General features: G+C 65.3%; 15 protein-coding genes. 8 read left to right on the top strand and 7 right to left on the bottom strand.

All coding sequences use genetic code 11. The features are described from left to right. Positions 1 to 584: 584 nt before the first annotated feature. The 7 genes from PspS04_RS11470 to PspS04_RS11440 form a co-directional block, all read right to left on the bottom strand. A complete protein-coding gene (locus PspS04_RS11470) occupies positions 585 to 2,393 on the bottom strand; it encodes a dipeptide ABC transporter ATP-binding protein (RefSeq protein WP_159995297.1) in 1,809 nt (602 codons plus the stop codon). Next, positions 2,390 to 3,229, bottom strand: coding sequence for an ABC transporter permease (locus tag PspS04_RS11465; protein ID WP_095169062.1), 840 nt, complete (start codon positions 3,227 to 3,229; stop codon positions 2,390 to 2,392). Before PspS04_RS11465 ends, PspS04_RS11470 begins: the two co-directional genes overlap by 4 nt. Positions 3,230 to 3,239: 10 nt before the next feature. After that, entirely contained in the window at positions 3,240 to 4,298 is a 1,059-nt protein-coding gene (locus tag PspS04_RS11460) for an ABC transporter permease (protein WP_159995295.1), read from the bottom strand. Next, entirely contained in the window at positions 4,291 to 5,856 is a 1,566-nt protein-coding gene (locus tag PspS04_RS11455) for an ABC transporter substrate-binding protein (RefSeq protein WP_159995293.1), read from the bottom strand. The genes PspS04_RS11460 and PspS04_RS11455 overlap by 8 nt, the downstream gene beginning before the upstream one ends. A gap of 11 nt (positions 5,857 to 5,867) precedes the next feature. Next, positions 5,868 to 7,061 (bottom strand): LLM class flavin-dependent oxidoreductase, encoded by a 1,194-nt coding sequence (locus PspS04_RS11450; protein ID WP_159995291.1) that lies wholly within the window; start codon positions 7,059 to 7,061, stop codon positions 5,868 to 5,870. 109 nt (positions 7,062 to 7,170) lie between these two features. Continuing rightward, the gene (locus PspS04_RS11445; RefSeq protein ID WP_095169058.1) at positions 7,171 to 7,902 is read right to left on the bottom strand and encodes a class II aldolase/adducin family protein; all 732 of its coding nucleotides are present in this window, start codon (positions 7,900 to 7,902) and stop codon (positions 7,171 to 7,173) included. A 15-nt stretch (positions 7,903 to 7,917) separates the two neighbouring features. Further along, on the bottom strand, positions 7,918 to 8,973 hold the full coding sequence (locus PspS04_RS11440; RefSeq protein WP_159998790.1) for an ABC transporter substrate-binding protein: 1,056 nt from the start codon (positions 8,971 to 8,973) through the stop codon (positions 7,918 to 7,920). 331 nt (positions 8,974 to 9,304) lie between these two features. On the opposite strand from PspS04_RS11440, the gene PspS04_RS11435 reads away from it, so the two are divergent. The 8 genes from PspS04_RS11435 to PspS04_RS11400 all read left to right on the top strand — a co-directional run bounded on the left by PspS04_RS11435 (position 9,305) and on the right by PspS04_RS11400 (position 23,213). Continuing rightward, complete coding sequence (locus PspS04_RS11435; protein WP_159995290.1) at positions 9,305 to 10,552, top strand: acyl-CoA dehydrogenase family protein; 1,248 nt, start codon at positions 9,305 to 9,307, stop codon at positions 10,550 to 10,552. 111 nt (positions 10,553 to 10,663) lie between these two features. Then, positions 10,664 to 12,445: an ABC transporter ATP-binding protein gene (locus PspS04_RS11430; RefSeq protein WP_159995289.1), complete on the top strand. Its 1,782-nt coding sequence runs from the start codon at positions 10,664 to 10,666 to the stop codon at positions 12,443 to 12,445. Next, a complete protein-coding gene (locus PspS04_RS11425; protein ID WP_159995288.1) occupies positions 12,438 to 14,288 on the top strand; it encodes an ABC transporter ATP-binding protein in 1,851 nt (616 codons plus the stop codon). The genes PspS04_RS11430 and PspS04_RS11425 overlap by 8 nt, the downstream gene beginning before the upstream one ends. 493 nt (positions 14,289 to 14,781) lie before the next feature. Beyond that, positions 14,782 to 15,942 carry an LLM class flavin-dependent oxidoreductase gene (locus PspS04_RS11420; protein WP_159995287.1) on the top strand — a complete coding sequence of 387 codons (1,161 nt, stop codon included), beginning with the start codon at positions 14,782 to 14,784 and terminating at the stop codon, positions 15,940 to 15,942. A 20-nt stretch (positions 15,943 to 15,962) separates the two neighbouring features. After that, on the top strand, positions 15,963 to 17,006 hold the full coding sequence (locus PspS04_RS11415; protein ID WP_159995286.1) for an ABC transporter substrate-binding protein: 1,044 nt from the start codon (positions 15,963 to 15,965) through the stop codon (positions 17,004 to 17,006). Between the two features lie 67 nt (positions 17,007 to 17,073). Then, positions 17,074 to 18,132 carry an ABC transporter substrate-binding protein gene (locus PspS04_RS11410; RefSeq protein WP_095169052.1) on the top strand — a complete coding sequence of 353 codons (1,059 nt, stop codon included), beginning with the start codon at positions 17,074 to 17,076 and terminating at the stop codon, positions 18,130 to 18,132. A gap of 263 nt (positions 18,133 to 18,395) precedes the next feature. Further along, positions 18,396 to 20,672: a TonB-dependent receptor gene (locus PspS04_RS11405; protein WP_095169051.1), complete on the top strand. Its 2,277-nt coding sequence runs from the start codon at positions 18,396 to 18,398 to the stop codon at positions 20,670 to 20,672. A gap of 69 nt (positions 20,673 to 20,741) precedes the next feature. Continuing rightward, positions 20,742 to 23,213, top strand: coding sequence for a TonB-dependent receptor plug domain-containing protein (locus PspS04_RS11400; protein WP_159995285.1), 2,472 nt, complete (start codon positions 20,742 to 20,744; stop codon positions 23,211 to 23,213). The last annotated feature ends 221 nt before the right edge of the window (positions 23,214 to 23,434 follow it).

Raw genomic sequence — 23,434 nt, 5'->3', positions numbered from 1 at the left:
ACGCGTCATCGTTGACGACCATCGCGGGCAAGCCCGCTCCCACAGTAATTTGCAGTGCTTGCAAATCCTGCATGCACCCACTGAACCTGTGGGAGCGGGCTTGCCCGCGAAAAGCCTGAGGGCGCCGCTGGGTGTCAGACTGCACGCGTCATCGTTGACGACCATCGCGGGCAAGCCCGCTCCCACAGTAATTTGCAGTGCTTGCAGATCCCGCATGCACCCACTGAACCTGTGGGAGCGGGCTTGCCCGCGAAAAGCCTGAGGGCGCTGCTGGGTGTCAGGCTGCACGCGTCATCGTTGACGACCATCGCGGGCAAGCCCGCTCCCACAGTAATTTGCAGTGCTTGCAGATCCCGCATGCACCCACTGAACCTGTGGGAGCGGGCTTGCCCGCGAAAAGCCTGAGGACGCTGCTGGGTGTCAGACTGTACGCATCATCGTTGACGACCATCGCGGGCAAGCGCGCTCCTACAGTACTTTGCAGTGCTTGCAGATCCCGCATGCACCCACAGAACCTGTGGAGCGGGCGCCTGCTTGCGGCTTGCTCGCGATGGCGGTGGGTCAGGCAGTATCCAAGCCCACGCCTACAACACCCCCGCCAGCGTCGGCGAGTTTTCCAGCAGCGTACGGGTGTAGGCTGCCTGCGGTTGGTCCAGCACCGCATCAACCCACCCCTGTTCCACCACTCGCCCGTGCTGGAGCACCACCACCCGGTCGGCGATGGCGCGGACCACGCCCAGGTCATGGGTAACGAACAACAGAGTCAGCCCTTGCGCCTGCAACTGACGCAACAACGCGAGGATCGACGCCTGCACCGAGACATCCAGCGCCGAAGTGATTTCGTCGCAGATCAGCAGGCGCGGCTGGCAGATCAGCGCCCGGGCGATAGCCACCCGTTGCCGTTCGCCGCCCGACAGGCTATGGGGGTAGAGCGCGCCGACCGAAGCCGGCAGCGACACCCGCTCAAGCACCGCCGCTACCCGCTGACGGGCCTCGTCACCCTTGATCCCGAAGAAGTGCGCCAAGGGCCCGCTGAGGGTCTGTAGTACCGTCTGCCGGGGGTTCAACGCCCGGTACGGGTTCTGGAAGATGTACTGGATCTGGTGCCGGGACCCGGCCTCACGCTGCCGCGCCGCCAGGCTCAACTCCTGCCCGGCATAATACATCCGGCCTTGGGCGTTCTCCCCCAAACCCGCTACCGCGCGGGCCAGGCTGGTCTTGCCGGAACCGGACTCGCCGACCAACGCCAGGCATTCCCCGGGCGCCACGCGCAACGAGACATCGAACAACACCTGGCGGTCGTAGGCCACGTTCAGCCCCTGAATGTCGAGCAACGCCGGTCGCTCGACCACCTCCCCGACCCGCTGCGCGCCCTGACTGGCAATCAACTGCAACGCCTGCCGATGCGGGTCCAGGCACGCCACCTGCTGTCCTGGCGCGACCTCGTGCAACGCTGGCTCGGCCAGCGCACAGGCGGCAGTGCGCCGCGGGCAGCGTGCGGCGAAACCACAGCCGACTGGCCGCTGCCCCGGCGCAGGGGCGTGCCCGGCAATCGCCGCCAGTTCGCGGCGCTGCGCCACATCCGGAATCGCCGCCAGCAAGCCCCGGGTATAGGGATGGGCCGGCCGGCTGAACAGCGCCTCACGGCTGGCGGTCTCGACGATGCGCCCGGCGTACATCACCATCACCCGGTCCACCAGGTCCTTGATCACCGCCAGGTCGTGGGACACATACACCGCCGCGACCCCCAGGCTTTTGCAAAGCCGGCGCAGGGTAGCGAGGATGTGGGCCTGGGTGCTGACGTCCAGGGCGGTGGTCGGTTCATCCAGTACGATCAGCTTCGGGCGCAGGACAAACGCCAGCGCCAGCATCACCCGTTGTTGCTGGCCGCCGGACAGTTGGTGGGGAAAGCGCCGCAGGAAGTCCGGATCATCCGGTAGGCCGACGTCGCGCAAGGTCTCGCTGATGCGCTGGCGTTGCGCGCTGCGGTCCAGTTGCACCTGGTGGGCGCTGAGGGTTTCGCGCAGCAGGTTGCCGACGCGCAACGCCGGATTCAACGCCGTGGCCGGGTCCTGCGCCACATAGCCGATCAGGCTGCCCCGGGCCCGGCGCAAGGCATCGCCCTGCAAGGTCAGCAAGGCCTGCCCCGCCACCTCGACCCGACCGCCAACAATCCGCGCACCGCGTCGGGCGTGGGCCAGCAATGCCGTGGCCAGGGTGGTCTTGCCGGAACCCGACTCCCCCACCAGGCCAAGAATTTCCCCAGCCTGGACACTGAACGACACCCCGGACAGCACATCGACCTGCCCTTGCAGCTCGACGCGCAAGTCGCTCACCTGCAGCACCTGGGTGCTGAGCTTGTCTGGCGATGCAAAACCTGCGAGCGCATTCATGGCTTTTCTCCAATCCGTGAACTGCTGCGGCCGATGCCCTCGGCCAGGATGTTGGTGCCATAGGCAAAGATCCCGATCAGCACCGCCGGCGCCAGTACGGCCCAGGGCTGCACCAGCAATCCGGCCTGATTTTCATTGATCATCAAGCCCCAGTCGGCAGTCGGCGGCGCCACGCCGTAACCGAGGAAGCTCAGGCCCGACAGCATGCCCACGCCCCAGGTCAGCATGTTGCCGAAGTGCACCAGCAGCGGCGTGAGGATGTTCGGCAGGATCTCGCGGAACAGGATCCGCCAACGCGAATAGCCCATCATCTGCGCGGCCTCGACAAACTCCTGGCCGGCCACCGCCACCGCGCTGCCCCGGGCCAGACGGATCACCCCAGGGGTGAAGGCAATCGCCACGGTAAGCACGATCAGCCACGGCGCGCGGCCGAGCATCGAGACGATCAACAGCACCAGGATCAAGTCCGGAAACGCCAGCGAGACATCCGCCAGCCAGGTAATCAACTGGTCCAGCCGACGCCGGGAAAACCCCGCCAGCAAACCCAGGGTGCTGCCCACCAGCAGGGCGATCGCAGCGGCGGCCACGGACATCCACAGCACCGACCGACCGCCATTGAGCAGGCGCGACAGCACATCGTGCCCGAGGAAGTCATAACCCAGCCACGCCCCGGCCGTCGGCGCCCCATAGACCGTGCCGAGCATGTCGGTCGGCCCATGGGGCGCCAGCCAGGGGCCGCACAGCGCGAGGGCAATCACCAGCAGCGTGATCACCGCGCCTTTGCGGGTTTGCGTGTGTGCCAGCCAGTGCCAGCGAGTCGCGGATAAGTCACGCATGCAGCACCTCTCACGGAGCCTTGGGAGTGGAGCGCCGCCACCAGGGCTGGATGCCCCGACGGTTGCGCTGGATCAGGGTCACGCGCCGGGCCGTGCGCAGCTTGGGGGTGAGCAGCACGGTCAGCAGGTCGGCACACAGGTTGATCAGCACCACGCCCAGGGTGATCAACAACACGATGGCCTGGATCATCGGCAGATCGCGCATCTGGATCGCCGAATTCAGCGAGGTGCCGATGCCGGGGTAGCTGAAAATCACCTCGGCCAGCAACGCCCCGCCGATCAGCGTGCGCAGGGTCAGCGCCACGCCCTGGATGGCCGGCACCAGGGCATTGGGCAAAGTGTGGCGCCAGACGATGCGCCACTCGGCGATCCCGCGCAGTCGGGCCGCGATCACGTAGTCGGACTCCAGTGCCTCGATCATCGAGGCCCGCACCATCCGCGTCAGGTACGGCAGCGCCGACAGGCTCAGGGCCAACACCGGCAACACCAGGTACTGCAACTGCCGCCACAGCGAACGGTCCGGGTCGATCAGCGACACCGCCGGCAGCACGTCCATGTGCGGCATGGAAAACAGCAGCACCAGGCCGATGGCCAACAGAAACCCCGGCGTCGCCTTGAGGAAGATCAGCCACGACAGGCTAATGCGGTCCAGGCGACTGTCGCGGCGCAACGCCAGGCTCACCCCCAACAGCAGCGCCATCGGCACCACCAGGGCAATCACCCCGGCCAACAACGCCAGGGTGTAGCCAAAACGCGTGAAAAGGATGCTCGCCACCGGCGCATTGGAGTCCAGCGACACCCCCAGCTCACCGCGCACGGCGTGCCCCAGCCAGCCCAGGTACTGCTCGAGGATCGGCCGGTCCAGGCCCAGTTGGCGTTGCAGGGTGAGGATGCTTTCCAGCGGCGCATCCGGGCCGAGAATCACCCGGGCCGGGTCCGAGGGCAGCGCCTGCGTGGCGATGAACACCACCAGGCTGATCACCCAGGCCGTCAGCAGGCCATAGCCGAGCCGGCCGATGAACCAGGCCAGCCACGCCGGTGTACGCGGTTGCTTGGAGGATTTATCCATGGTTCAACCACAGCTCGTCAAAGCGCCAGGAGGCGAACGTGGTTTGCTCGGGCAGCAGCCCGCCAACCCGGGTCGATGCCGCATCGAGCACGTCGTTGAAACCCCAGATCAACAAGCCACCGCGCTCGTGCTGGATACCCTGGGCTTCGTGCACCAGCACTTTGCGCTGGGCCAGGTCCGGTTGCGCCAGCGCCTGTTGGTACAGCGCACTGAAACGCTGGTCATGGAAATTGCTGCGGTTGTAGATCGCCTGCGGTGCATCGTTGTGCAAGGCCGAGGCGAGAAAGCCGCGGGCCGGGGTCGAACCCGGCGACAGCAGCCAGTTCTCGCGCTGCGGCCCGTTGAACACCGAGCCGTCGACCTGGGTGACCTTGATCTGCACCCCGGCCTGTTTTGCCTGCTGGGCAAACACCAATGCCGCATTGACCCCCGGCCCCGGCGTGGTGGTCAGTTCGACCCGCAGGTCATCCTGCCCAGCCTGGCGCAGCAGCGAACGCGCCTGCTCCAGGTCATGGGGACGCTGGACGATGGCGTGGTTGTAGGTCGGGTCGTGGGGTGAGTACAGGTCATTGGCGATCCGCCCGAATCCGTTGAGGCCACGGTTCACCAGTTCCTGCCGGTCGGCCAGCAGGCGAAAGGCCTGGCGTACACGCACGTCCTGGAACGGCGCCTTGGCCAGGTTCAGGTTGAACCCGGTAAACGAGGTGCTGGGCGACACGCAGAGCTGCAACCGCGAGTCGGCCTTGAGCAGCGCGCTGTGTTCAGCCTGCACACCGCTCGCGAGGTCGATCTGCCCGGCACGCAACGCCGCCGAGCGTGACACCTGGTCCTTGAACTCGATGATCTCCAGCTCGTCGGCATACGGTTGATTGGGCTTGTAGTAGTGCTCGAACCGGCTGTAGAGCGAGCGCTGGCCGGGGATGAAGCTCTTGAGCTTGTAAGGGCCCGCGCCCACCGGATTGCTGATCGGGTGGTAGTCGGTGGGCACGATGCCGCCAAAGCTGATCAGGGTTTCGTCCAGCGGGAAGAAGCTCTGGCCTTCCTTGAAGCGGATCTCGATGGTCCGCTCGTCCAGCTTGCGCAAGGCATTGCGGTCGATGGCCCCGACCAGACCGGCAAACGGCGAAGCCAGCTTGGGATCGGTCAGGCGTAACAGCGAGAACAGCATGTCGTCGGCGCCGATGGTCTTGCCGTGGTGGAACTCCAGCCCTGGCTTGATACGAATGGTCCAGGCGCTGGCATCGGCATTCGGCTCGGCAAATTCGGCCAGGGCCAGGCGCGTGCTGACATCGCTGTTCCACTCCCAGAACTTGCTGTACAGCGCCCAGCCACGAATGATCCCGCCGCCCACCGGTTTGTGCGCGTCAAGGTTGCCGGACTGGTCGCCATCGATGATGCCGACCCGCAGCCGACCGCCGCGCACCGGGGTGCTGGAAAGCACGCTGGGCGTATCCGCGGGGCTGTCGCAGCCACTGAGCAGACTGCTGCCCAGCAGCAAACCGCCGCCAACCGCCAGACTGTTGCCGAGAAACACCCGGCGGGAAAAATCCTGATTCATGACGCGCTTCCTTATGCCTGCTCGGTGGTGCGCGGTGCTGCCCGGCGGCTGACGCCCAGGCGCGGCACGTCGAAGCCGTGGTCCAGGTCCAGCAGCGGGAACAGCAGGTCAGCCACTCGATGGGCTTCGTCGATCAGCGGGAAACCCGAGAGGATGAAGGCCGAGGTGCCCTGGGCCTCGTACTCGCGAATCCGTTCGGCCACTTGCTCGGCGCTGCCCACCAGGTAGGTGCCGGCGGCCGGGCCGAGGATGTTGAAACCGAACAGGCTGGGGCCGAGCCAGACGTTGGGGTAGATCTCCAGGTCCCGGGCCTTGGGCAGACGCCCGGCACGCAGGGTATCCAGGTTGTGTTGGGTTTGTGGGTCGTCGCTGTGGAAGCTGTCGAAGGTTTCACCGGCCGGCAACTGGCGCTCGACCGCGTTGCGCGCGGTCTGCAACGAAGTGCGTTGCAGCAGTTTCTCGGCGTGGGCCCAGGCCTCCTCCTCGGTTTCGCGGACGATGATCTGCAGGCGGGTGCCGAAGGTCAGTTCGCGGCCGATCTTCGCCGCTTCGGCGGCCACCTTGCGGAACTTGTCGCCGAGTTTTGGCGGGGTGTTGGCAAAGCTCAGGTAGACGTCGAGCAACTGCACTGAGTGAGCCACGCCGGGTCCGGATGTCCCGGCGCCCCACAACGCAATACCGGGCTTTTGCCGGGGTGGATGCCAACCGCCCAATGGATGGTTGGCGGCGCCCGCCGCGCGTGGCGCAAGCTTGACGTATTGGCCGTCGTAGCCGCTGGTATCGCCGGCGTAGAAACCCTGGAAGGCGCGCCAGTATTCCAGGCTGAAGTCATAACGCTGATCGTGCGGGTAATGCACGCCGAGGGTGGCCAGGCCAGCGTCGTTGCCGTTGACCACGTTGAACAGCAAGCGACCATTGGAGAACTGGTCGAAGGTCAGTGCCCACTTGGCCAATACCGCCGGCGACAGCTCGCCCGGGTGCTGCGCCACGAGGAAGCGCAAGCGCTGGGTCGCATCGATCAGGGCGGCGGACACCGCCAGGCTGTCGTTGGGACTGGAGCCCAGCAACGCGCCGTAGTAACCCAGGCGATCGCTGGCCACGGCCAATTGCTTGAGGTGCTCGAAATCAGTCTGCCAGCGGCCCTCGGGCTCCCACGGATAGGGACCGTCGGGGGTGGTGAGGTACCAGAGAATCTTGACTGCCATGGGTGTGTTCCTTTCGATGAGGTAGGAGCAAGGCTTGCCCGCGATGGCGCCCGCGAGCCCGGCATCGCGGGCAAGCCAGCGCAGACAGGGGTTAGGGGTAATCAGCGGCTCAGCTACGCCGATCAATCGCCGGCACCAGTCCCAATTCCGTGGCCTGGTCATACAGTCCGCTCATCTTCCATTGCTGGGTCAGTACGCCCGGGCCGTAGGCACGCGATCCGCCCAGGGCGTCGGCGAGCAACTGCAGTTGTGCGCCCTCCTCCAGCAACAGAATGAACTCGGCGGTGGCGCGCAGCCCCTGCTTGCCCCACACGGTGGAACCGCCGTTGGCTTCGAGGATCGCCAGGTTGAAGGGGTTCTCGGCGATCTTGTCGAGGATAAAATCCACTTCCGGCTGACGCCGGTCGATGTACACCGGCAGCTCGCGCGCCAGCTGATAGCGCTGCACCGGCACGTAATGGAACGGCAGCGTGCGGTGGGTCTGGGCCCAGGCGCCGAGGTACGGCGAATGCACGTGGGACACGGTGGTGACATCGGGGTGGGTCTGGAACAACTTGGTGTAGCGACCCAGGCCACCCTTGCCCTTGCCGTAGATCACCTTGCCAGCGAAGTCGGTGACGGTGGCCTGCAGCGGTTGGCGGTAGTTCCACGGCCCGCCGTAGTTGACCGAGACCAGCAATTCCTCGCCCGGCACCCGCTCGATGAAGCCGACGGTACCGTTGGCGGTGATGGTGTTGGTTTCACGGAACACACTGAAGGCTTGTTCGGCCTCCAGCAGCACCTTGTCGATGAAAGCTTGCAGTTGTTCGCTGATCAGTTGTTCGTGGATGAGTACAGTCATGGCAGTTCTCCGGGTTCAGGCGCGGCGCTTGGCCAACAGTTCATGGGCGGCTTGCAAGGGGCGCGGGTCAACCCAGTCGGCGATGTCGAAATCGCCTTCGAGGAAGCCGTGCAGGTACAGGAAGTTTTTCTGGATCTGCAGGAACTCCAGGCGTTGCGCCGACAGGTCCGGGGCCAGGGTGGTATGGAAATCGCCACGATAGGCTTCGGCCACACCAGCGCTGCCGGCACGGGTCTCCTCTTCGAGAATGGCGTGCAGGGCTTCGCGGTTGTCGGCGGCCCAGTCGGCAGCACTGAGGGCTTGCGCGAGGAACCGCACCACCAGCTCGAAATGGTTGTCCAGCAGGCTCTGGTGCACGGTGATCGGTCGTGGCGTGCCGTTGTTGATGCGGTAGCGCGGATCAGTGATCTGGTCCAGGTCAATCCCCACTACGAGCCCCAGCCGGCGCGCGGCGTCGGCTGCGGAAGCGCCCTTGACGTAGACCGCATCGACCTCGCCGCGCACCAGGTAATCCAGGCCCGACCACAGGCGTTGCAAACCTTCCTGCGGGTTGGCCGCCTGCTCCTGGTCCTGCAGCGCCACCTCCACCAGCTCGACGTCGTCAAAGCCCAGGCCAGCCAGGCTCAACGCGCCTTTGTAGCCGTGCAGGCTCATGGCCCGGGCGATGCTGCCGGGACGACTGTCGCCCCAAGCCGGCAAGGCCAGGCGCTTGCCCTTGAGGTCTTGCGCACTACGGATGCCGGAGTCCGGGCGAACCAGAATGGTCTGCCACTCCTCGATCCAGGTCAGGCCGATCAACCGGCTCGGCGCCCCAGCGGCACGCGCCGCCAGTGCCGGAACGTTACCGCCTTCGCGAAACAGCCCCGGCAGTTGGTGATCGTAGTGATGCCGGCCCAGTTGCCGGGCCTCCTGCAAGGTCGAGACCGGCAGGCCGTCGGCGGCAAACTCTGCGCTGAGCCAGCCGAGTTTGTAGGCGATGCCCGAGGCGGTCGGCACCGGGCAGCGGGTGAACCAGATCTGCGCCAGCTCGGTCTCGGCAAGCGGGCTGGGGTGTTGGGCAGCAAGCGTCATGGGCAGCTCCATCGGGTTTTGCGAGTCAGTTGCCAAGGCCAGTGCAGCGTCCGTGCCAAGAGCGCCAAGCCCCGGTTTACCTGGGCTGGCGCCGTGCAGCGGGTTAACCACGGGGTTTGATTGCTGGCCTGTCAGCAGCATTGCGCGAGCACTGCTGCTGGCCGCGCAGTCGCCTTCCGTGCACTGCTGCCCCAGCAACACCCCCGCGACCAAAGCCACGCTGGGCAAGGGTTTGCCGACCTTGGCGCACAACTTGCTCAAGGCAGTTCCAGCGCCTATCAACCACGCCCCCTCCTGCAGGAGCTGGCAATCCATTAGCCGAGGAATCGCTATGAGCAAGATCGAACCCCTACCCCACACGCTGGCCCCCGTACGCCAGTTGACCAGCGAGGCCGAGGCCATTGCCGTGGCCCGGGAGATTGCCCGGGAAATCGCCGAGATCGCAGCCGACGCCAGCCAGAACGGCCAGTTGCCCCGGCGCCAGGCGCAGTTGCTGTCGGACAGCGGCCTCACCGCCATCGGCGTGCCCAAGGCCTTTGGCGGGCTGGGCGCATCGGTGCAGACCATCGTCGAAACCGTGCGCCTGATTTCCGTGGCCGATGGCGGGGTCGGCCAGTTACTGCAGATTCACAACGTGATGCTGCGGGGGATTTTCACCGGTTACCCGGACGCCGTGCGCGACCGCCTGGTCAGCGACGTGTTGGCCGGCAAGCGCTTTGGCAATGCCCTGGCGGAAGTCGGTGGCAAAAACAAATTCGCCCTCAAGACTCGGGTCGAGCGCCGTGCGGACGGCAAGCTGATCCTCAATGGCAGCAAGTTCTACTCCACCGGCTCCTACCTCGCCGAGTGGATCTCCCTGACGGCAGCTTCCGACGATGGCGGTGCCGGGGTGCTGCTCAATCGCAACACCGAGGGCTTGACCCTGGTGGATGACTGGGAAGCCTTCGGCCAGAAAAACTCAGTCAGCGGCACGGTGATTTTCGACAACATTGAGCTCGACGAACGCTTCGTGTCCCAGCGCAAAGGACCGATGAAGCGCACCGGCCTGACCTTCCCGCAGATCCTCCACGCCGCCATCGACACCGGCATTGCCGCCGGCGCCCTGGCCGCTGCCGTGGACTACCTCAAGCACAATGCCCGGCCGTGGGTAGAAAGCGGCGTCGAACACGCCAATGAGGAACCGCACATCATCAAGCAGATCGGCGAGTACGCGGTGGCCCTGCGCGGCGCCGAAGCACTGCTGCGCGAGGCCGCACAGGTGTTCGACCAACACGAACTGGACCCGGACAATAAAGAGCTGCAGGACGAACTGATCCTCTCGGTGGCCACCGCCCGCGCCCATTCGGACCGAGCATCGCTGCAGATCTCCAGCGACATCTTCTCCCTGCTCGGCGCCAGTTCGTCCCTGAGCAAATGGAACCTCGACCGCTTCTGGCGCAACGCCCGGGTGCACACCACCCACGACCCGATCCGCTGGCGCCTGCACCACGTCGGCAACTATTACCTCAACGGCGTCGACCCGGGCGAATACACCGCGATCCTCAATGCCAAGGAACAACAGGGCGCGACCCGCCGCTAACCCCCCCACCCCATACCCGTAGGAGCAAGGCTTGCCCGCGATGGCGTGCTGGTGATCGCCATCGCGGGCAAGCCTTGCTCCCACAAGCCCCGTGACGCTAATGAGCTCTCCATGATCGAAAAACACCCCCTTCTGCGCTGCCTGGCGATCTACCGGGAAATGCCCTGGCGCTTCGCCCTGGTGGCGGCGCTGTACGTTGCAATCAACCTCGGCCTGGTCTGGCAGCAGTGGCTGATCGGCCATGCAGTGAACGACGTCAGCACCGGCCGCGCGGTGGTCCACCAGGCCGATGGCAGCCTGGACGCCAGCCTCGGCTGGTACTGGCTGTGGTTGATGCTGGCCGTGGCCCTGGGTCGTGGCATCTTGCAGTACGCCGCCAGCGTGCTGTCGCTGGTGCTCAGCCAGGAGCTGCTGACGCGCCTGCGCGAGCGCATCCTGCAGCAGGTCCAGGACCTGCACTTGGGCTACCACTGGCAGCACGGCATGGGCGAGATGATTACCCGCACCACCCGCGATGCCGACAAGGTTCGCGACGCGCTCATCAGCTTCTGGCGCCAGGTGGTGGAAACCCCGCTGGTGGTGCTGGCCACGGTCGGCCTGTTGAGCTGGTACAACCCGCTGCTGGGGCTGGTGCCGCTGTTGCTGACGGTCCTCGGACTGTGGATTTTCGTGCGCCAGACCGAGCGCCTGGTCAGCCTCGACCGGGCCGTTGGCGCCGCCTACGACCGGGTCAACCAGGACTTGAGCGAGGGCATCGGTGGTGTGCGGGTGATCAAGTCGTTCGGCCTCGAACACCGCCGCACCCAGCGCTTCGCCGCACAGGTGGCGCTGTTCGCCGAACACGCACGGCTGGCCCTGGCCTACTCCAGCTCGCGGATTCCCCTGCCCCAGGCCGTGGTCGCCCTGGGGCATGTATGGATCCTGGTGTATGGCGCCCATCTGGTGGCCAACGCGCAGCTGGGGATCGGCGAGCTGGTGACCTCGCTGCTGATCGCCACCACCCTGGTGTTTCGGATCGAAGGCATCGGTCGAGTGATGCAGACCTTCGCCGACGCCCGCTCCAGCGCCGAGCGCATCTGGCAGCTGCTGGACGAGCCAGCGGCGATCCGCAGCGGCCCGGCCAGCCTGCCCGAAACGCCCCTGGGGCTGAAACTGGAGCACGTCAGCGTCAGCCCGCCCGGCGGTGGCCAGGCCATTTTGCGCGACTGCTCGCTGACCCTGCAGCCAGGGGAAATCGTCGCCCTGGTGGGCGCGACAGGCACCGGCAAAAGCCTGCTGGCCAGCCTGTTGCCGCGCCTCAGTGAGGTCACGAGCGGACGTCTGCTGCTGGGCTCGGACGCCGCCGGCTGGCAGGACATTCGGCAACTGGACCTCAATCAACTGCGGCGCCGGGTGCACGTGGTGCCCCAGGAGAGCTTTCTGTTTTCCGACACCCTGGCCGCCAACCTGCGCCTGTGCGCGCCGACGGCCAGTGAACAACAGTTGCGCCAGGGCTTGCGCCTGGCTGCCGCCGAAGACGTGCTCGAACGCCTGCCCCATGGCCTGGCCACGCCCCTGGGTGATCGCGGCGTGACGCTCTCCGGCGGCCAGCGCCAGCGTCTGTGCCTGGCCCGCGCCCTGCTCGGCGAGCCCGACATCCTGTGCCTGGACGACGCCACCAGCGCCCTCGATGCCATCAGCGAACGCCAGGTCCTGGACAACATTCGCCAACTGCGCCGCGACCAGGGCCGGGCCACCAGCGTGTTGGTGATCTCCAGCAAGCTCTCGACCATCCTCCTCGCCGACCGCGTGCTGATGCTCCAGGACGGCCGGATCGTCGCCAGCGGCCAGCACTGCGAACTGCTGCAAACCCACCCCGACTACCGCGACCTGCTAGGGATCGACCATGGCTAATCCAATCGCCGGCACAGCCTTGAGCGATATTGAAATTGAAGAAGCACTGGCAAAAAAGGCTCTCGACCGCAGCATGTTGACGCGCCTGCTGCCGCTGCTCAAACCGATACGCGGGTCGATCGCCGCGGTGATCGGCATCGAGCTGCTGCTGGTGTTCACCGTGTTCCTGCGGCCCTGGTTCGTGCGCGAACTGCTGGACCGTGGGCTGATCCAGCAGCAGGATCATTGGTTGCTCGATGAGCGCCTGGTGCTGTGGCTGGGTCTCGGCCTGGCGGCGAGCTGGCTTGGTCGGTTCCTGCTGGCCGGGGTCTCGCAGTTCGTCGCCGGCGGCGCGGCGATCCGTGTACTCAATGACCTGCGAGTGCGGGTGTTCGCCCACGTGCAGAGCCTGAGTGTCAGCTACTTCGACCGGACCAAGGCCGGGCGCATCATTTCCCGCGCCGACCGCGATGTCGACAGCCTCGAACCGCTGCTGATCCAGGGCCCGCCGGAGCTGCTGGGCGCACTGCTGCGCTGCGGGCTGGCGGCCGTGATGCTGTGGCGGATCGACCCGCGTTTCTTCCTCAGCCTGGTCGCCACCGTGCCCTTGCTGGTGCTGGCGACCTGGAGCTTCAAGCGCATCTCCCAACGCAACTGGGCCAAGGTCGCGGAGAACCGCAGCCGCTTCACCGCGCACCTGGTGGAAAGCGTCAGCGGCGCGCGGATGTTGCAACAGTGCGCGCAACAGACTCCGAACCTGCGGCGCTACCGTGGTCTGCTCGAGGACTTCAACCAGGCACTGATCCGCGGCAGCCTGCGCTCCAGCTGGTTCGCGCCGTTCACCGCGCTGCTCAGTTCCGCCGGCATGGCGCTGCTGTTGCTGGTGGGGGCCTATGGCCTGGCGCAAGCGGATGTCAGTGTGGGCCAGATCGCTGAAAGCCTGTTCTACGTGTTCCTGTTTCTTGGGCCTTTGCAGGAACTGTCGGACCTGTTCGAGCGCTACGCCACCGGTTCGGCGTCGGCGCAGCGGATCTTCCTGTTGCTCGACACCCGCCCGCAGATCACCGACAGCCCTACCCCACGCCTCCTGGACCGGGCGCGTGGCGACGTGAGCTTCGAGCAGGTGAGTTTCGCCTACGACCCCCACAGCCCGACGCCGGTGATCGATCAGTTGGATTTGCAGGTTCGCGCGGGAGAAGTGCTGGCGATCGTCGGCCCTTCAGGCCATGGCAAGAGCACCCTGGTGCAGTTGTTGACGCGCTTCTACGAGGTGCAGGCGGGGGCAGTCCGACTCGACGGCATCGACGTGCGCGAACTGACCCAGCAGGCGCTGCGCCGCAACGTTGGCGTGGTGCTGCAGGACAACGTGTTGTTCAGCGGCACCATCCTCGACAACCTGCGCCTGGCCGCTCCCGACGCCAGCGATGCAACACTGATCGCCGCGGCCCGCGAGCTGGGGGCCGACGAGGTGCTGGAGCGCCTGCCACACCAGTACCACAGCGAAGTCGGGCCTTTGGGCGGGCACCTGAGCCATGGCCAGCGGCAACTGGTGTGCCTGGTGCGGGCCTACCTCGCCGACCCGGCGGTGCTGGTGCTGGACGAGGCCACCTCGGCGGTCGACATCCATACCGAGCGGCGTATTCAGCGGGCATTCCGGCGACTGTGCGAAGGCCGTACGGCGATCATCATCGCTCACCGCCTGGCGACCATTCGCGACGCCGACCGGATCGCGGTGATTCAACGCGGCCGCCTGGTCGAACAAGGCCCGCACCGCCAGTTGATTGCCCAGGGTGGAGCCTATGCGGCGCTGTACCAGACCTATTTGCGCAGTGCCTCCCTCGAGGAGATGGGCCAGCCGGCCTGAATTGATTGGGGGAGCTAGCGCCCGCTTGCGGCCTGCTAGCGATGGGGCCAGAACGCAAAATCTGCGAACAGCCAAAATCACTGTGGGAGCGAGCTTGCTCGCGATGGGGCCAGCACATTCAACATCGCTGGTGCCTGACACACCGCCATCGCGGGCAAGCCCGCTCCCACAGATCTAGTGGTGTTCAACATCGATGGCGCCTGACCCACCGCTATCGCTGGCAAGCCGCAAGCGGGCGCCAGCTCCCACAAGTTGAGCGGGCGCATGCCAAATCTGCAGACAATGCCAGTCGCCGCACGCTCGGGCTGTTGCCGCTTCAACAACCACGGCTGACGGGCTGCTGCTACAGACGCAGCCCTGGCGCAACTGTCCGCACCTTCAGCGCCCAATCCCCAGCCCCTGCGGCCCGCAAGCCGTTCCAGGCGCCATGGCATGTCCGTTGCAATCATCCCTGCAAGGCGTCCTCGCACGCGTTACTGAATCAGGAGCACCCATGAGCACTGAATTTTTCTGGCGTCTACCGCTGGGCACCGACGGGCCGCAGTTGAGCACCGACAAACACAATCGCGGCACCTCCCACCACCGCCCTGGCAACATCGCTCCGGGGCGCTTGCCCAATGGCGAGCCGGACGACTTCACCTACATCGACTACATCGCCCAGGTGGCCAAGGCCGCGGAGCTGGCCGGGTTTGAAGGCGCGCTGCTACCCACCGGGCCGGAGCCCTGGATCGCCGCGGCGGCGCTGGCCCGGGATACCCGGCGCATCAAGTTCCTGATCGCCTTCCAGGCCACCTGGACCCTGCCGGCCTACGCCGCGCAACAGGCGGCCATCCTGCAGAACCTCAGCCGTGGCCGCCTGGAGTGGAACATCATCACCGGCGGCAACCCGGCCAGCCAACGCGCCAACGGTGACTTCCTCGAACACGACCTGCGCTACAAGCGCACCGGCGAGTTCCTCGACATCATCCAGGGCCTGTGGCAGAACGAGCGGTTCTCCTACGACGGCGATATCTATCAACTGGAGAACGGCGCCCTGCCCCACGGCCTGCATCAGGAACGCAAGCCCGGCGTGTACTTCTCCGGTTTCTCCGACGCCGCGCTGGACGTCGCCGCCAAGCACGCCGACGTCTACCTGAACTGGGCCGAGCCGATCGACAAGCTCAAGCCGCACATCGAACGAGTGCGTGAGCTGGCCGACAAACAGGGGCGTAGCGTGCGCTTCGGGCTGCGGGTCGACCTGTTCGCCCGGGAAACCGAAGAACAGGCCTGGGCCGACCTGCGCCGCCAGTTCGACAAGCTCGAGGGCCAGAGCAGCGTGGTCGCCAAGGGCTTCACCAGCGGCTCGGACTCGGTCGGTGGCGCACGGCAGACCGCCTACCACCAGAATGTCGATCGCTTCGACGACCTGATCATCGGCCCCAACCTGTGGGCCGGTTTCGCCAAGGCCAAGCCAGGGCCGACCGTGGGCCTGGTGGGCAGCCACCAGAACATCGCCGAACGCCTGGTGGAATACCGCGATGCCGGTTTCTCGACCTTCATCCTCGCCGGCAACCCGCACCTCGAAGAGGCCTTGCGCATCGGCCAGGAAGTCCTGCCGCTGGTGCACCAGCGCCCCGCTGCCAGCCCGGCAACCGCACTCAAAGCCAGCGCCTGAGCGCTGAGGGAGACGACTTGATGACCCATCCACTCGATACGCTCTGGTACACCCGCTGCCCGGTCCCCACGGGGTTGGGGATCGCCGTGCAAAAAGGCTGGTTGCAGGACACCGTAGGCGCCCTCGGCACCCGGGTGCAATCGCTGCGCGAGTCCACGGACAAGGCGGTGCGCGAGTCGCACTTCGATCACAGCTTGCAGAATTCGGTGCGCCACGGCGGCAATATCCCGGCGATCTGGGCCCGCGCCCAGGGCCGCGAGACCCGGGTGATCGGCCTGTCGTGGGCCGACGAAGTGCAACTGATCCTGACCCTTCCTGACAGCGGCATAAAAACCGTCAAGGACCTCAAGGGCCGCAGCTTCGGCCTGCCGGACTGGGCCGGTGCGCAGATCGATTTCACCCGGGCACAGGCCCTGCGTGGCCTGGAGAACGCCCTCAAGCTCGAAGGCCTGCAGGTGGGCGACGTGCGACTGGTGAACTTTGTGTATGGCGGCACCTTCAGCGACCCGCAGGTGCATACCGTCAATGGCACGCCGGTAGCGGCGCAACGGGTCGAGGGGCGCAACCTGGAACTGATCGGCCTGCTGCGCGGCGAAGTCGACGCGATTTTCCTCAAGGGTGCCAGCGCCGCCCAGTACGCCCACGACTTCGGCCTGCACACGGTGATCGACACGGGGGCCCACCCCGACCCGCTGATCCGCAGCAACAACGGCACGCCACGCACCCTGGCGGTCGACCTGCACCTGCTGGAGCAGCATTTTGAGGTGGCTTGCGGCATTCTCGACGCGGTGCTGCGGGCCGAACAGTGGGCTCATACCCATCCGGATGAAACCCGCCGCTACCTGGCGCGGGAAACCAACAGCAGCGAGTACTGGGTCAGCGCCGCCTACGGCGACAACGCCCACCAGCGCCTGCACACCGCACTCGACGAACAGGCCATCGACGCCCTGCAGGACTTCACTCACTTCCTGCACCGCTGGCGCTTTATCCCGAACAGTTTTGACGTGCGCCAATGGATCGACCCGCGTCCGCTACAAGCCCTGCAGACCGCCCTCGCCGGCTAACCCTACCGCACGATCACCCTAGCGCGGCGGGGTGATCGGTTTCATGGACTCGAACGAAGACCCCTTTATGAGCAAACCACTCGATACCCTCTGGTACACCCACAGCCCGGTGCCCACCGGGCTTGGCATTGCGGTGCAATCCGGGCGCCTGGCCGAGGCTTTCCAGCCATTCGGCACCAATATCCAGTCATTGCGTGAGTCCAGCGAGCGGGAAGTTCGCGAGGCCCACTATGACCATCACCTGAAAAACTCGGTGCGTCACGGCGGCAATATCCCGGCTATCTGGGCCTACGCCAGTGGAGTGCAGACCCGGGTCCTGGGATTGTCCTGGAGCGATGAGGTGCAACTGATCCTGACCACCGCCGAAAGCGGGGTGAAGAGCATTCGCGACCTGAAGAACCGCCGCTTCGGCGTACCGAAATGGGCCAACGTGCAGATCGACTTCACCCGCGCCCAAGCGTTGCGCGGACTGGAGAACGCACTCAAGTTGGAGGGCCTGAATGTCAGCGATGTCGAGCTGGTGGACTACCCCTACGGCGGCACCTACAGCGACGATCAGAAGCAACATGTGTATGGCTCGGAAGTCAGCCTCGGCACCAGCCGCTTCAGCCAGCGCAATAACGAGCTGATCGGCCTGCTGCGCGGCGACATCGACGCGATTTTCCTCAAGGGCGCCCACGCCGTACACCTGGCCAACGAATTCGGCTTGCAGGTGGTGGTCGATACCGGCTCGCACCCCGACCCACTGATTCGCTCCAACAACGGCACGCCGCGCACCCTGACCGTCGACACCCACCTGCTGCACGAACACTTCGATGCCAGTGTGAAAATCGTCGACACCGTGCTGCGCACCGAGCAATGGGCGTGGGCCAACCCGGATGAAACCCGGCGCTTTCTCGCCCGCGAGCTTAACACCAGCGAGTACTGGGTGGCCGCCGCCTATGGCGAAGACGCACACCGGCGTTTGCGCACCACTCTGGACAGCCGCTCGATTACCGCCCTGCAGGACTTCACCGATTTCCTGCACCGCTGGGACTTCATTCCACGGCGGTTCGATGTACGCGAGTGGATCGACTTCAGCGTGCTGGAAACGGTAATTGGCTCGACCTCGAGAGTCGCGGTCTGATGACCCTGTAGCAACACAACGGTTGGCAGTTGTGTTGCTACAGCAGCAGCCTCACAGCAACCCATGCTGAATAATCGACAGGGGATTTCCCGGCAACTTTTACCCGAACTTTTCGAGGCTTTAACAACAAACAAAATACCAATTTTATCCTTTATCAATCAGCTACTTAGCAAAAGTAAGTAACCACCAGCACAGCCCTCAAAGCTGTTGGCACGATCTCTGCTCTACCCCTGTTAGTGAAACTTTATCGGGGGAGTACCAACATGCATAAGCTTAATCCAATCACCAAGAGTATCTGGCTCACCTTGCTGCTGGCCGGGGGGGCCGTCAGCGAGGGATTGCTGGCAGCCGAGACAACAGAAAGCGACGCCGGCAAGACCAGCACCGAGCCGGCGCTGAAAACCGTGACCGTCACCGCCCAGCACAAGGAAGAAACCCTGCAGGAGATCCCGGTGGCGGTGTCGGCGATCCAGGGCACCAGCATCACGGCCGACGGCGTGCGGTCGATGGGCGACATCACCACCTTCGTGCCCAACGCCTCGGCGAAGAACCCTGACGGCGACGGCCGTCCCCGCTGGTACATCCGCGGCCTGGGCACTGGCGATACCGGCGCTGCCACCGTGTACCCGGTGGGGATCTACTCCGACGACGTCTACCTCAACGCACCCATTGCCGGTGGCGGCCCGCTGTATGACCTGGAGCGCATCGAGATTCTGCGCGGGCCCCAGGGCACCCTGTACGGCAAGAACACCACGGCGGGCGCGGTCAACATCATCTCGCAAAAACCGAGCCTCGATGCCCAGACCAACGGCTACGGCACGCTAGGTGTCGGCAGCAAGGATGAACGCATCGTCAGCGGCGCCCTGGGTGGTGTGCTGGTGGATGAAAAACTCGCCGCGCGGGTGGCTCTGTACTCCGAGGAGCGCGACGGGTTCGCCGAGAACCTCACCGACGGCCACACCTACGGTGACGTCAACAAGAAAGCCGTGCGCGTGCAGTTCCTTGCCCAGTTGAACCCTGACCTCGAAGCCCTGCTCAAGGTCCACGCCCGCCAGCACAATGGCGACGGCAGCAACGGCTCGCTGCCGGTGGGACGTTACTACAACGTCGGCTACCAGCGCCCGAACGGCCGCGACATCGAACTCAACGTCAATGAAGATGCCAAGCTCGACCATGACGGCACCTCGCTGACCTTCAACTGGAACCTGGGCGACTACACCCTGACCTCGATCACCGCCTACGACTACATCCGCGGCCAGTCCACCAGCGATGCCGACTACACGCCATACGAAGTCAACGGCGCCGCCACGGCCGACAACAAGTACAGCCAGTACTCCCAGGAACTGCGCCTGGCCTCGCCCCAGCAGGAAACCCTGCGCTGGCTGGCCGGCGCCCACTACTTCCACGAGACCCTCGACAGCTCGGCCACGCGCTTTATTACCCCGGGCCCGACGCCCAATGGCAGTGGCTCCAACCAGATTGGCGGGGTCACTGACCTGCGTGACCTCAACTACGACCACAAGACCGACAGCTACGCCCTGTTCGGCAACCTGACCTATGACTTCACCGACAATTTCACTGTCACCGGCGGTCTGCGCTACACCCAGGAAAAGAAAGACATCGACCTCGACCTGACCCAACTGACCCGCGCCAGCGCCAACGGCCCGCTGATTCCACTGAGCGGCGTCGGCACCAACGGCAACCGCCAGGAAGCCAATACCTGGGAAGCCTGGACCTACGACCTGACCCCGGAGTACCGGATCAACGACAACCTGCGGGTGTTCTTCCGCTACGCCCACGGCTTCCGTTCCGGCGGCTTCAACACCGGCTTGTCGACCAGCCTGGCGCAGTTGACCACGGTCGATCCGGAACAACTCGACGCCTATGAAATCGGCCTCAAATCCGAGTGGTTCGACCGTCGCCTGACGGCCAACGCGAACATTTTCTACTACGACTACTCGGATATTCAGGTCAACCTGCTGACGGTCAACAACGGCGTGCTGACCACCGCCTTGACCAACGGCGCCGCGGGCAAGGTCAAGGGTGCCGAGCTGGAACTCGAAGGCCAGCCCACCGAGTACCTGCACCTGCGGGCGGCGATCTCGTTCCTCGACACCGAGTACACCGACTTCAAGAACACCAACCCCAATACGGGTGCGGTCACCGGCGACTACAGCGGCAACAGCTTCGTGCGCTCGCCGCGCAACGTAGTTTCGCTGGGCGGCGACTACACCTTCCCACTGGAGATCGGCGGCAAGCTGGTGGCCGGTGGCGACGTGAGTTTCCGCGACAAGGAATACTTCCTCGCCGACCGCCAGAGCAGCGCCGACAAGACCCTGAGCCAGGCGCACTACACCTTGGCCAACAGCCGCCTGACCTGGTTCAGCCCGGATGAAAAACTCAGCGTCACCGGCTTCGTCAACAACCTCACCGACCGCCGCTACCAAGTCCACGGACGGCCCAACGGCACCCTCGGCCAATACGTGATCACCTACGGCGACCCCCGCACGGTGGGCCTGAGCGTCACCAGCCGATTCTGACCCACCACCTGTAGGAGCGGGTGCTCGCTCCTACCGGTTGATCCTCTTGCCCTAGAAAGGAATCCGCCCATGTTCCACCACAACCCGTTGGCCAGCGCCGTGGCGCTGGTCATTGGCAGCCTTGCCCTGCCTGTCATGTCCGCCGAAACCCGCCCGGCCCCGACCGGTGCCAGCAACGATCACCTGGACACCGTGGTCGTGCTCGGCACTCGGCGCAGCGACGTCACCGCCCTGCAAAGCGCCGCCCCGGTGGACGTGCTGTCCAGCGAGCAATTGCAGGACACCGGCGCCAGCGACCTGTCCGGCGCACTGACGGCACTGTCGCCGTCCTTCAGTTACCCGCAATCGCCCCAGGGCGCGTTCTCCGGCTCCATTGCCCAGGGCGCGTCGTTGCGCGGGCTGGCCTCCGACCAGGTGCTGGTGCTGGTCAACGGCAAACGCCGGCACACCAGCGCCAACGTCACCCGCCAGGGCCTGGTCAACGGCCGGGGGGCGGCGGCGGTCGACCTCAGCCTGATTCCGTTGGGTGCGATCCAGCGCGTGGAGATCCTGCGTGACGGCGCGGCGGCCCAGTACGGCTCCGACGCCATCGCCGGGGTGATCAACATCGTGCTCAAGGAGAAGGATGACGGCGGCAACCTCGGCTACCGCTTCGGTGGCTACGACAAGGGTGACGGCATCCAGCGCAAACTGGGCGGCTGGAAAGGCTTTACCCTGCCCAACGACGGCTTCCTGACCCTGAGTTTCGACGCCGGCAGCCAGGACCCGGCCAGCGACACCAACCCAGACAACCGGATCTTCTACCCCGGTTCCACCAGCATCAACACCGCCAAGGAACAGAACAACCGCTACCGCACTTGGCGCTGGGGCTCGGGCAACGTCTCGGACCAGTACAACCTGGTCGCCAACAGCGAAATCGGGGTCGGCGAAGGCTTGACCGCCTACGGCTTCGCCACCTACTCGCACAAGAACACCGATGCCGAGGGCTTCTTCGACCCGCCCACGACCTTGCGCAACAATTACGGGAGCAACGCTTTGCAGCGCTTCCCCGATGGTCGCTTGCCGGTCACCCGCTACTCTCTGGAAGACTATGCCGTGACCGGTGGCCTGCGCCTGGACGACGAGCAACTGGGCAAGTTCGACCTGGCACTGAATTACGGCGACAACCGCCTCACCTCCGACGACCGCAATGCGATCAACCCGAGCTGGGGCGCCGGTAGTCCGCAGAACATCTACACCGGCAAGCGCCAGGTCGACCAGACCAACGCCACCCTGGACTGGGTGCGCGACTTTCCCACCGACCTGCTGTTCAAGCCCCTGACCCTGTCGGCGGGCCTGGCCTGGCGCCAGGAGAACTACGAGCTGAGCGCCGGGGAAGCGGCCGGTTGGCAGAACGGGCCGTTGTTCAACACCGTCGACCCCTTCACCAGCCGGCGGATTCCCGGGTATTACTCGGGCATCACCCAGGTCGACGCGGCGTCCCTGGACCGCCGGGTACTGGGTGCCTATGTCGATGTCGAAGCCCAGCTCACCGAGCAATTCCAGGCCGGGGTGGCGCTGCGTAGCGAGCACTATTCGGACTTTGGCGACACCACCAACGGCAAGTTGTCGCTGCGTTACGACTTCACCCCAGAGATCGCCGCGCGGGCCACCGCCAGCACCGGTTACCGCGCACCGTCGCTGGTGCAGAGCGGCCTGTCCTCGTTCAGCGTACAGGTGGTCGAACAGCCGCCGGGCAGCGGTAACTATGTCGAGGTCCAGCAACGTACCCTGCGCGCCAACAGCCCGGAAGCGGCGCTGCTGGGCGGTACTTCGCTGAAACCGGAAGAGTCCACCAACTACTCCCTGGGCCTGGTATGGCGGCCGCTGCCCAACGCATCGGTGACCATCGATGCGTACCGGATCAACATCGACAACCGCATCACCCTCTCCGACCAGTTACCGGCCTCGGTGGTGTCGCCGATCTTCGCCGGTACCCCTTACGCCAATATCCAGAGCGCGGCGTTCTACAGCAACGTGGCCGACACTCGCACCGACGGCATCGAGCTGACCGGCAACTATCAGTTCGACCTGGCGCAATGGGGCCGGCTGAACCTGAGCAGCGGTTTCAGCAAGAACCATACGGACGTTACCCAGCTGCGGGACGTTGGCAACATCAAGGGTGAGCAAATTGTCGGCCGGGCGACCCAGGGCCTGATCGAGGAAGGCACTCCCGAGAACAAGCTGGTGCTCAGCGCCAACTGGCTGTACGCCAACTGGGGCGTGACCATTGCCCAGCGCCGCTACGGCGAATGGAAGAGCCTGAACGCGAGCAACCCGGACCTGGACCAGACCTACAGCTCGCAGTGGGTCACCGACCTCGACCTGTCGTACACCTTCGACAAGGCGCTGAAAGTCTCGGTGGGCGCGATCAACCTGTTCGACACCCACCCGGACGAGGCCGATGGTACGCAGCTGTACGGCGTGCCGAAGTACTCGATCACCAGCCCTGAAGGTGCCCAGGGCGCGTTCTACTACACCAGCGTCAGCTACGAGTTCTGACCGCCACTGCTGTCGGGGTGTTGCCCTGGCAGCAACGGGTGCGTCTGTAGGAGCAGGTGTCTGCTTGCGGCGCCCGATTGCGGCGCCTGCTTGCGGTGTCCGCTTGCGGATTGCGGCTTGTCCGCGATGGGCTCAAGAACAGTGCGTTCATCCTGGGTGCGCGCGTTATCGTTGACGTCCATCGCGAGCAAGCTCGCTCCTACAGGGGGGGCGGCGGGGTT

It is taken from the genome of Pseudomonas sp. S04 (assembly GCF_009834545.1).
Classification (GTDB): domain Bacteria; phylum Pseudomonadota; class Gammaproteobacteria; order Pseudomonadales; family Pseudomonadaceae; genus Aquipseudomonas.
This window is presented reverse-complemented; position numbering and strand designations above follow the sequence as displayed.

Excerpts from the sequence above, each read along its gene's own strand:
- PspS04_RS11410 (WP_095169052.1), top strand. The coding sequence starts at position 17,074 with ATGAGCAAACCACTCGATACCCTCTGGTACACCCACAGCCCGGTGCCC.
- PspS04_RS11465 (WP_095169062.1), bottom strand. The coding sequence starts at position 3,229 with ATGCGTGACTTATCCGCGACTCGCTGGCACTGGCTGGCACACACGCAA.
- PspS04_RS11450 (WP_159995291.1), bottom strand. The coding sequence starts at position 7,061 with ATGGCAGTCAAGATTCTCTGGTACCTCACCACCCCCGACGGTCCCTAT.
- PspS04_RS11460 (WP_159995295.1), bottom strand. The coding sequence starts at position 4,298 with ATGGATAAATCCTCCAAGCAACCGCGTACACCGGCGTGGCTGGCCTGG.
- PspS04_RS11455 (WP_159995293.1), bottom strand. The coding sequence starts at position 5,856 with ATGAATCAGGATTTTTCCCGCCGGGTGTTTCTCGGCAACAGTCTGGCG.
- PspS04_RS11420 (WP_159995287.1), top strand. The coding sequence starts at position 14,782 with ATGAGCACTGAATTTTTCTGGCGTCTACCGCTGGGCACCGACGGGCCG.
- PspS04_RS11435 (WP_159995290.1), top strand. The coding sequence starts at position 9,305 with ATGAGCAAGATCGAACCCCTACCCCACACGCTGGCCCCCGTACGCCAG.
- PspS04_RS11470 (WP_159995297.1), bottom strand. The coding sequence starts at position 2,393 with ATGAATGCGCTCGCAGGTTTTGCATCGCCAGACAAGCTCAGCACCCAG.
- PspS04_RS11430 (WP_159995289.1), top strand. The coding sequence starts at position 10,664 with ATGATCGAAAAACACCCCCTTCTGCGCTGCCTGGCGATCTACCGGGAA.
- PspS04_RS11415 (WP_159995286.1), top strand. The coding sequence starts at position 15,963 with ATGACCCATCCACTCGATACGCTCTGGTACACCCGCTGCCCGGTCCCC.
- PspS04_RS11400 (WP_159995285.1), top strand. The coding sequence starts at position 20,742 with ATGTTCCACCACAACCCGTTGGCCAGCGCCGTGGCGCTGGTCATTGGC.
- PspS04_RS11405 (WP_095169051.1), top strand. The coding sequence starts at position 18,396 with ATGCATAAGCTTAATCCAATCACCAAGAGTATCTGGCTCACCTTGCTG.
- PspS04_RS11425 (WP_159995288.1), top strand. The coding sequence starts at position 12,438 with ATGGCTAATCCAATCGCCGGCACAGCCTTGAGCGATATTGAAATTGAA.
- PspS04_RS11445 (WP_095169058.1), bottom strand. The coding sequence starts at position 7,902 with ATGACTGTACTCATCCACGAACAACTGATCAGCGAACAACTGCAAGCT.
- PspS04_RS11440 (WP_159998790.1), bottom strand. The coding sequence starts at position 8,973 with ATGACGCTTGCTGCCCAACACCCCAGCCCGCTTGCCGAGACCGAGCTG.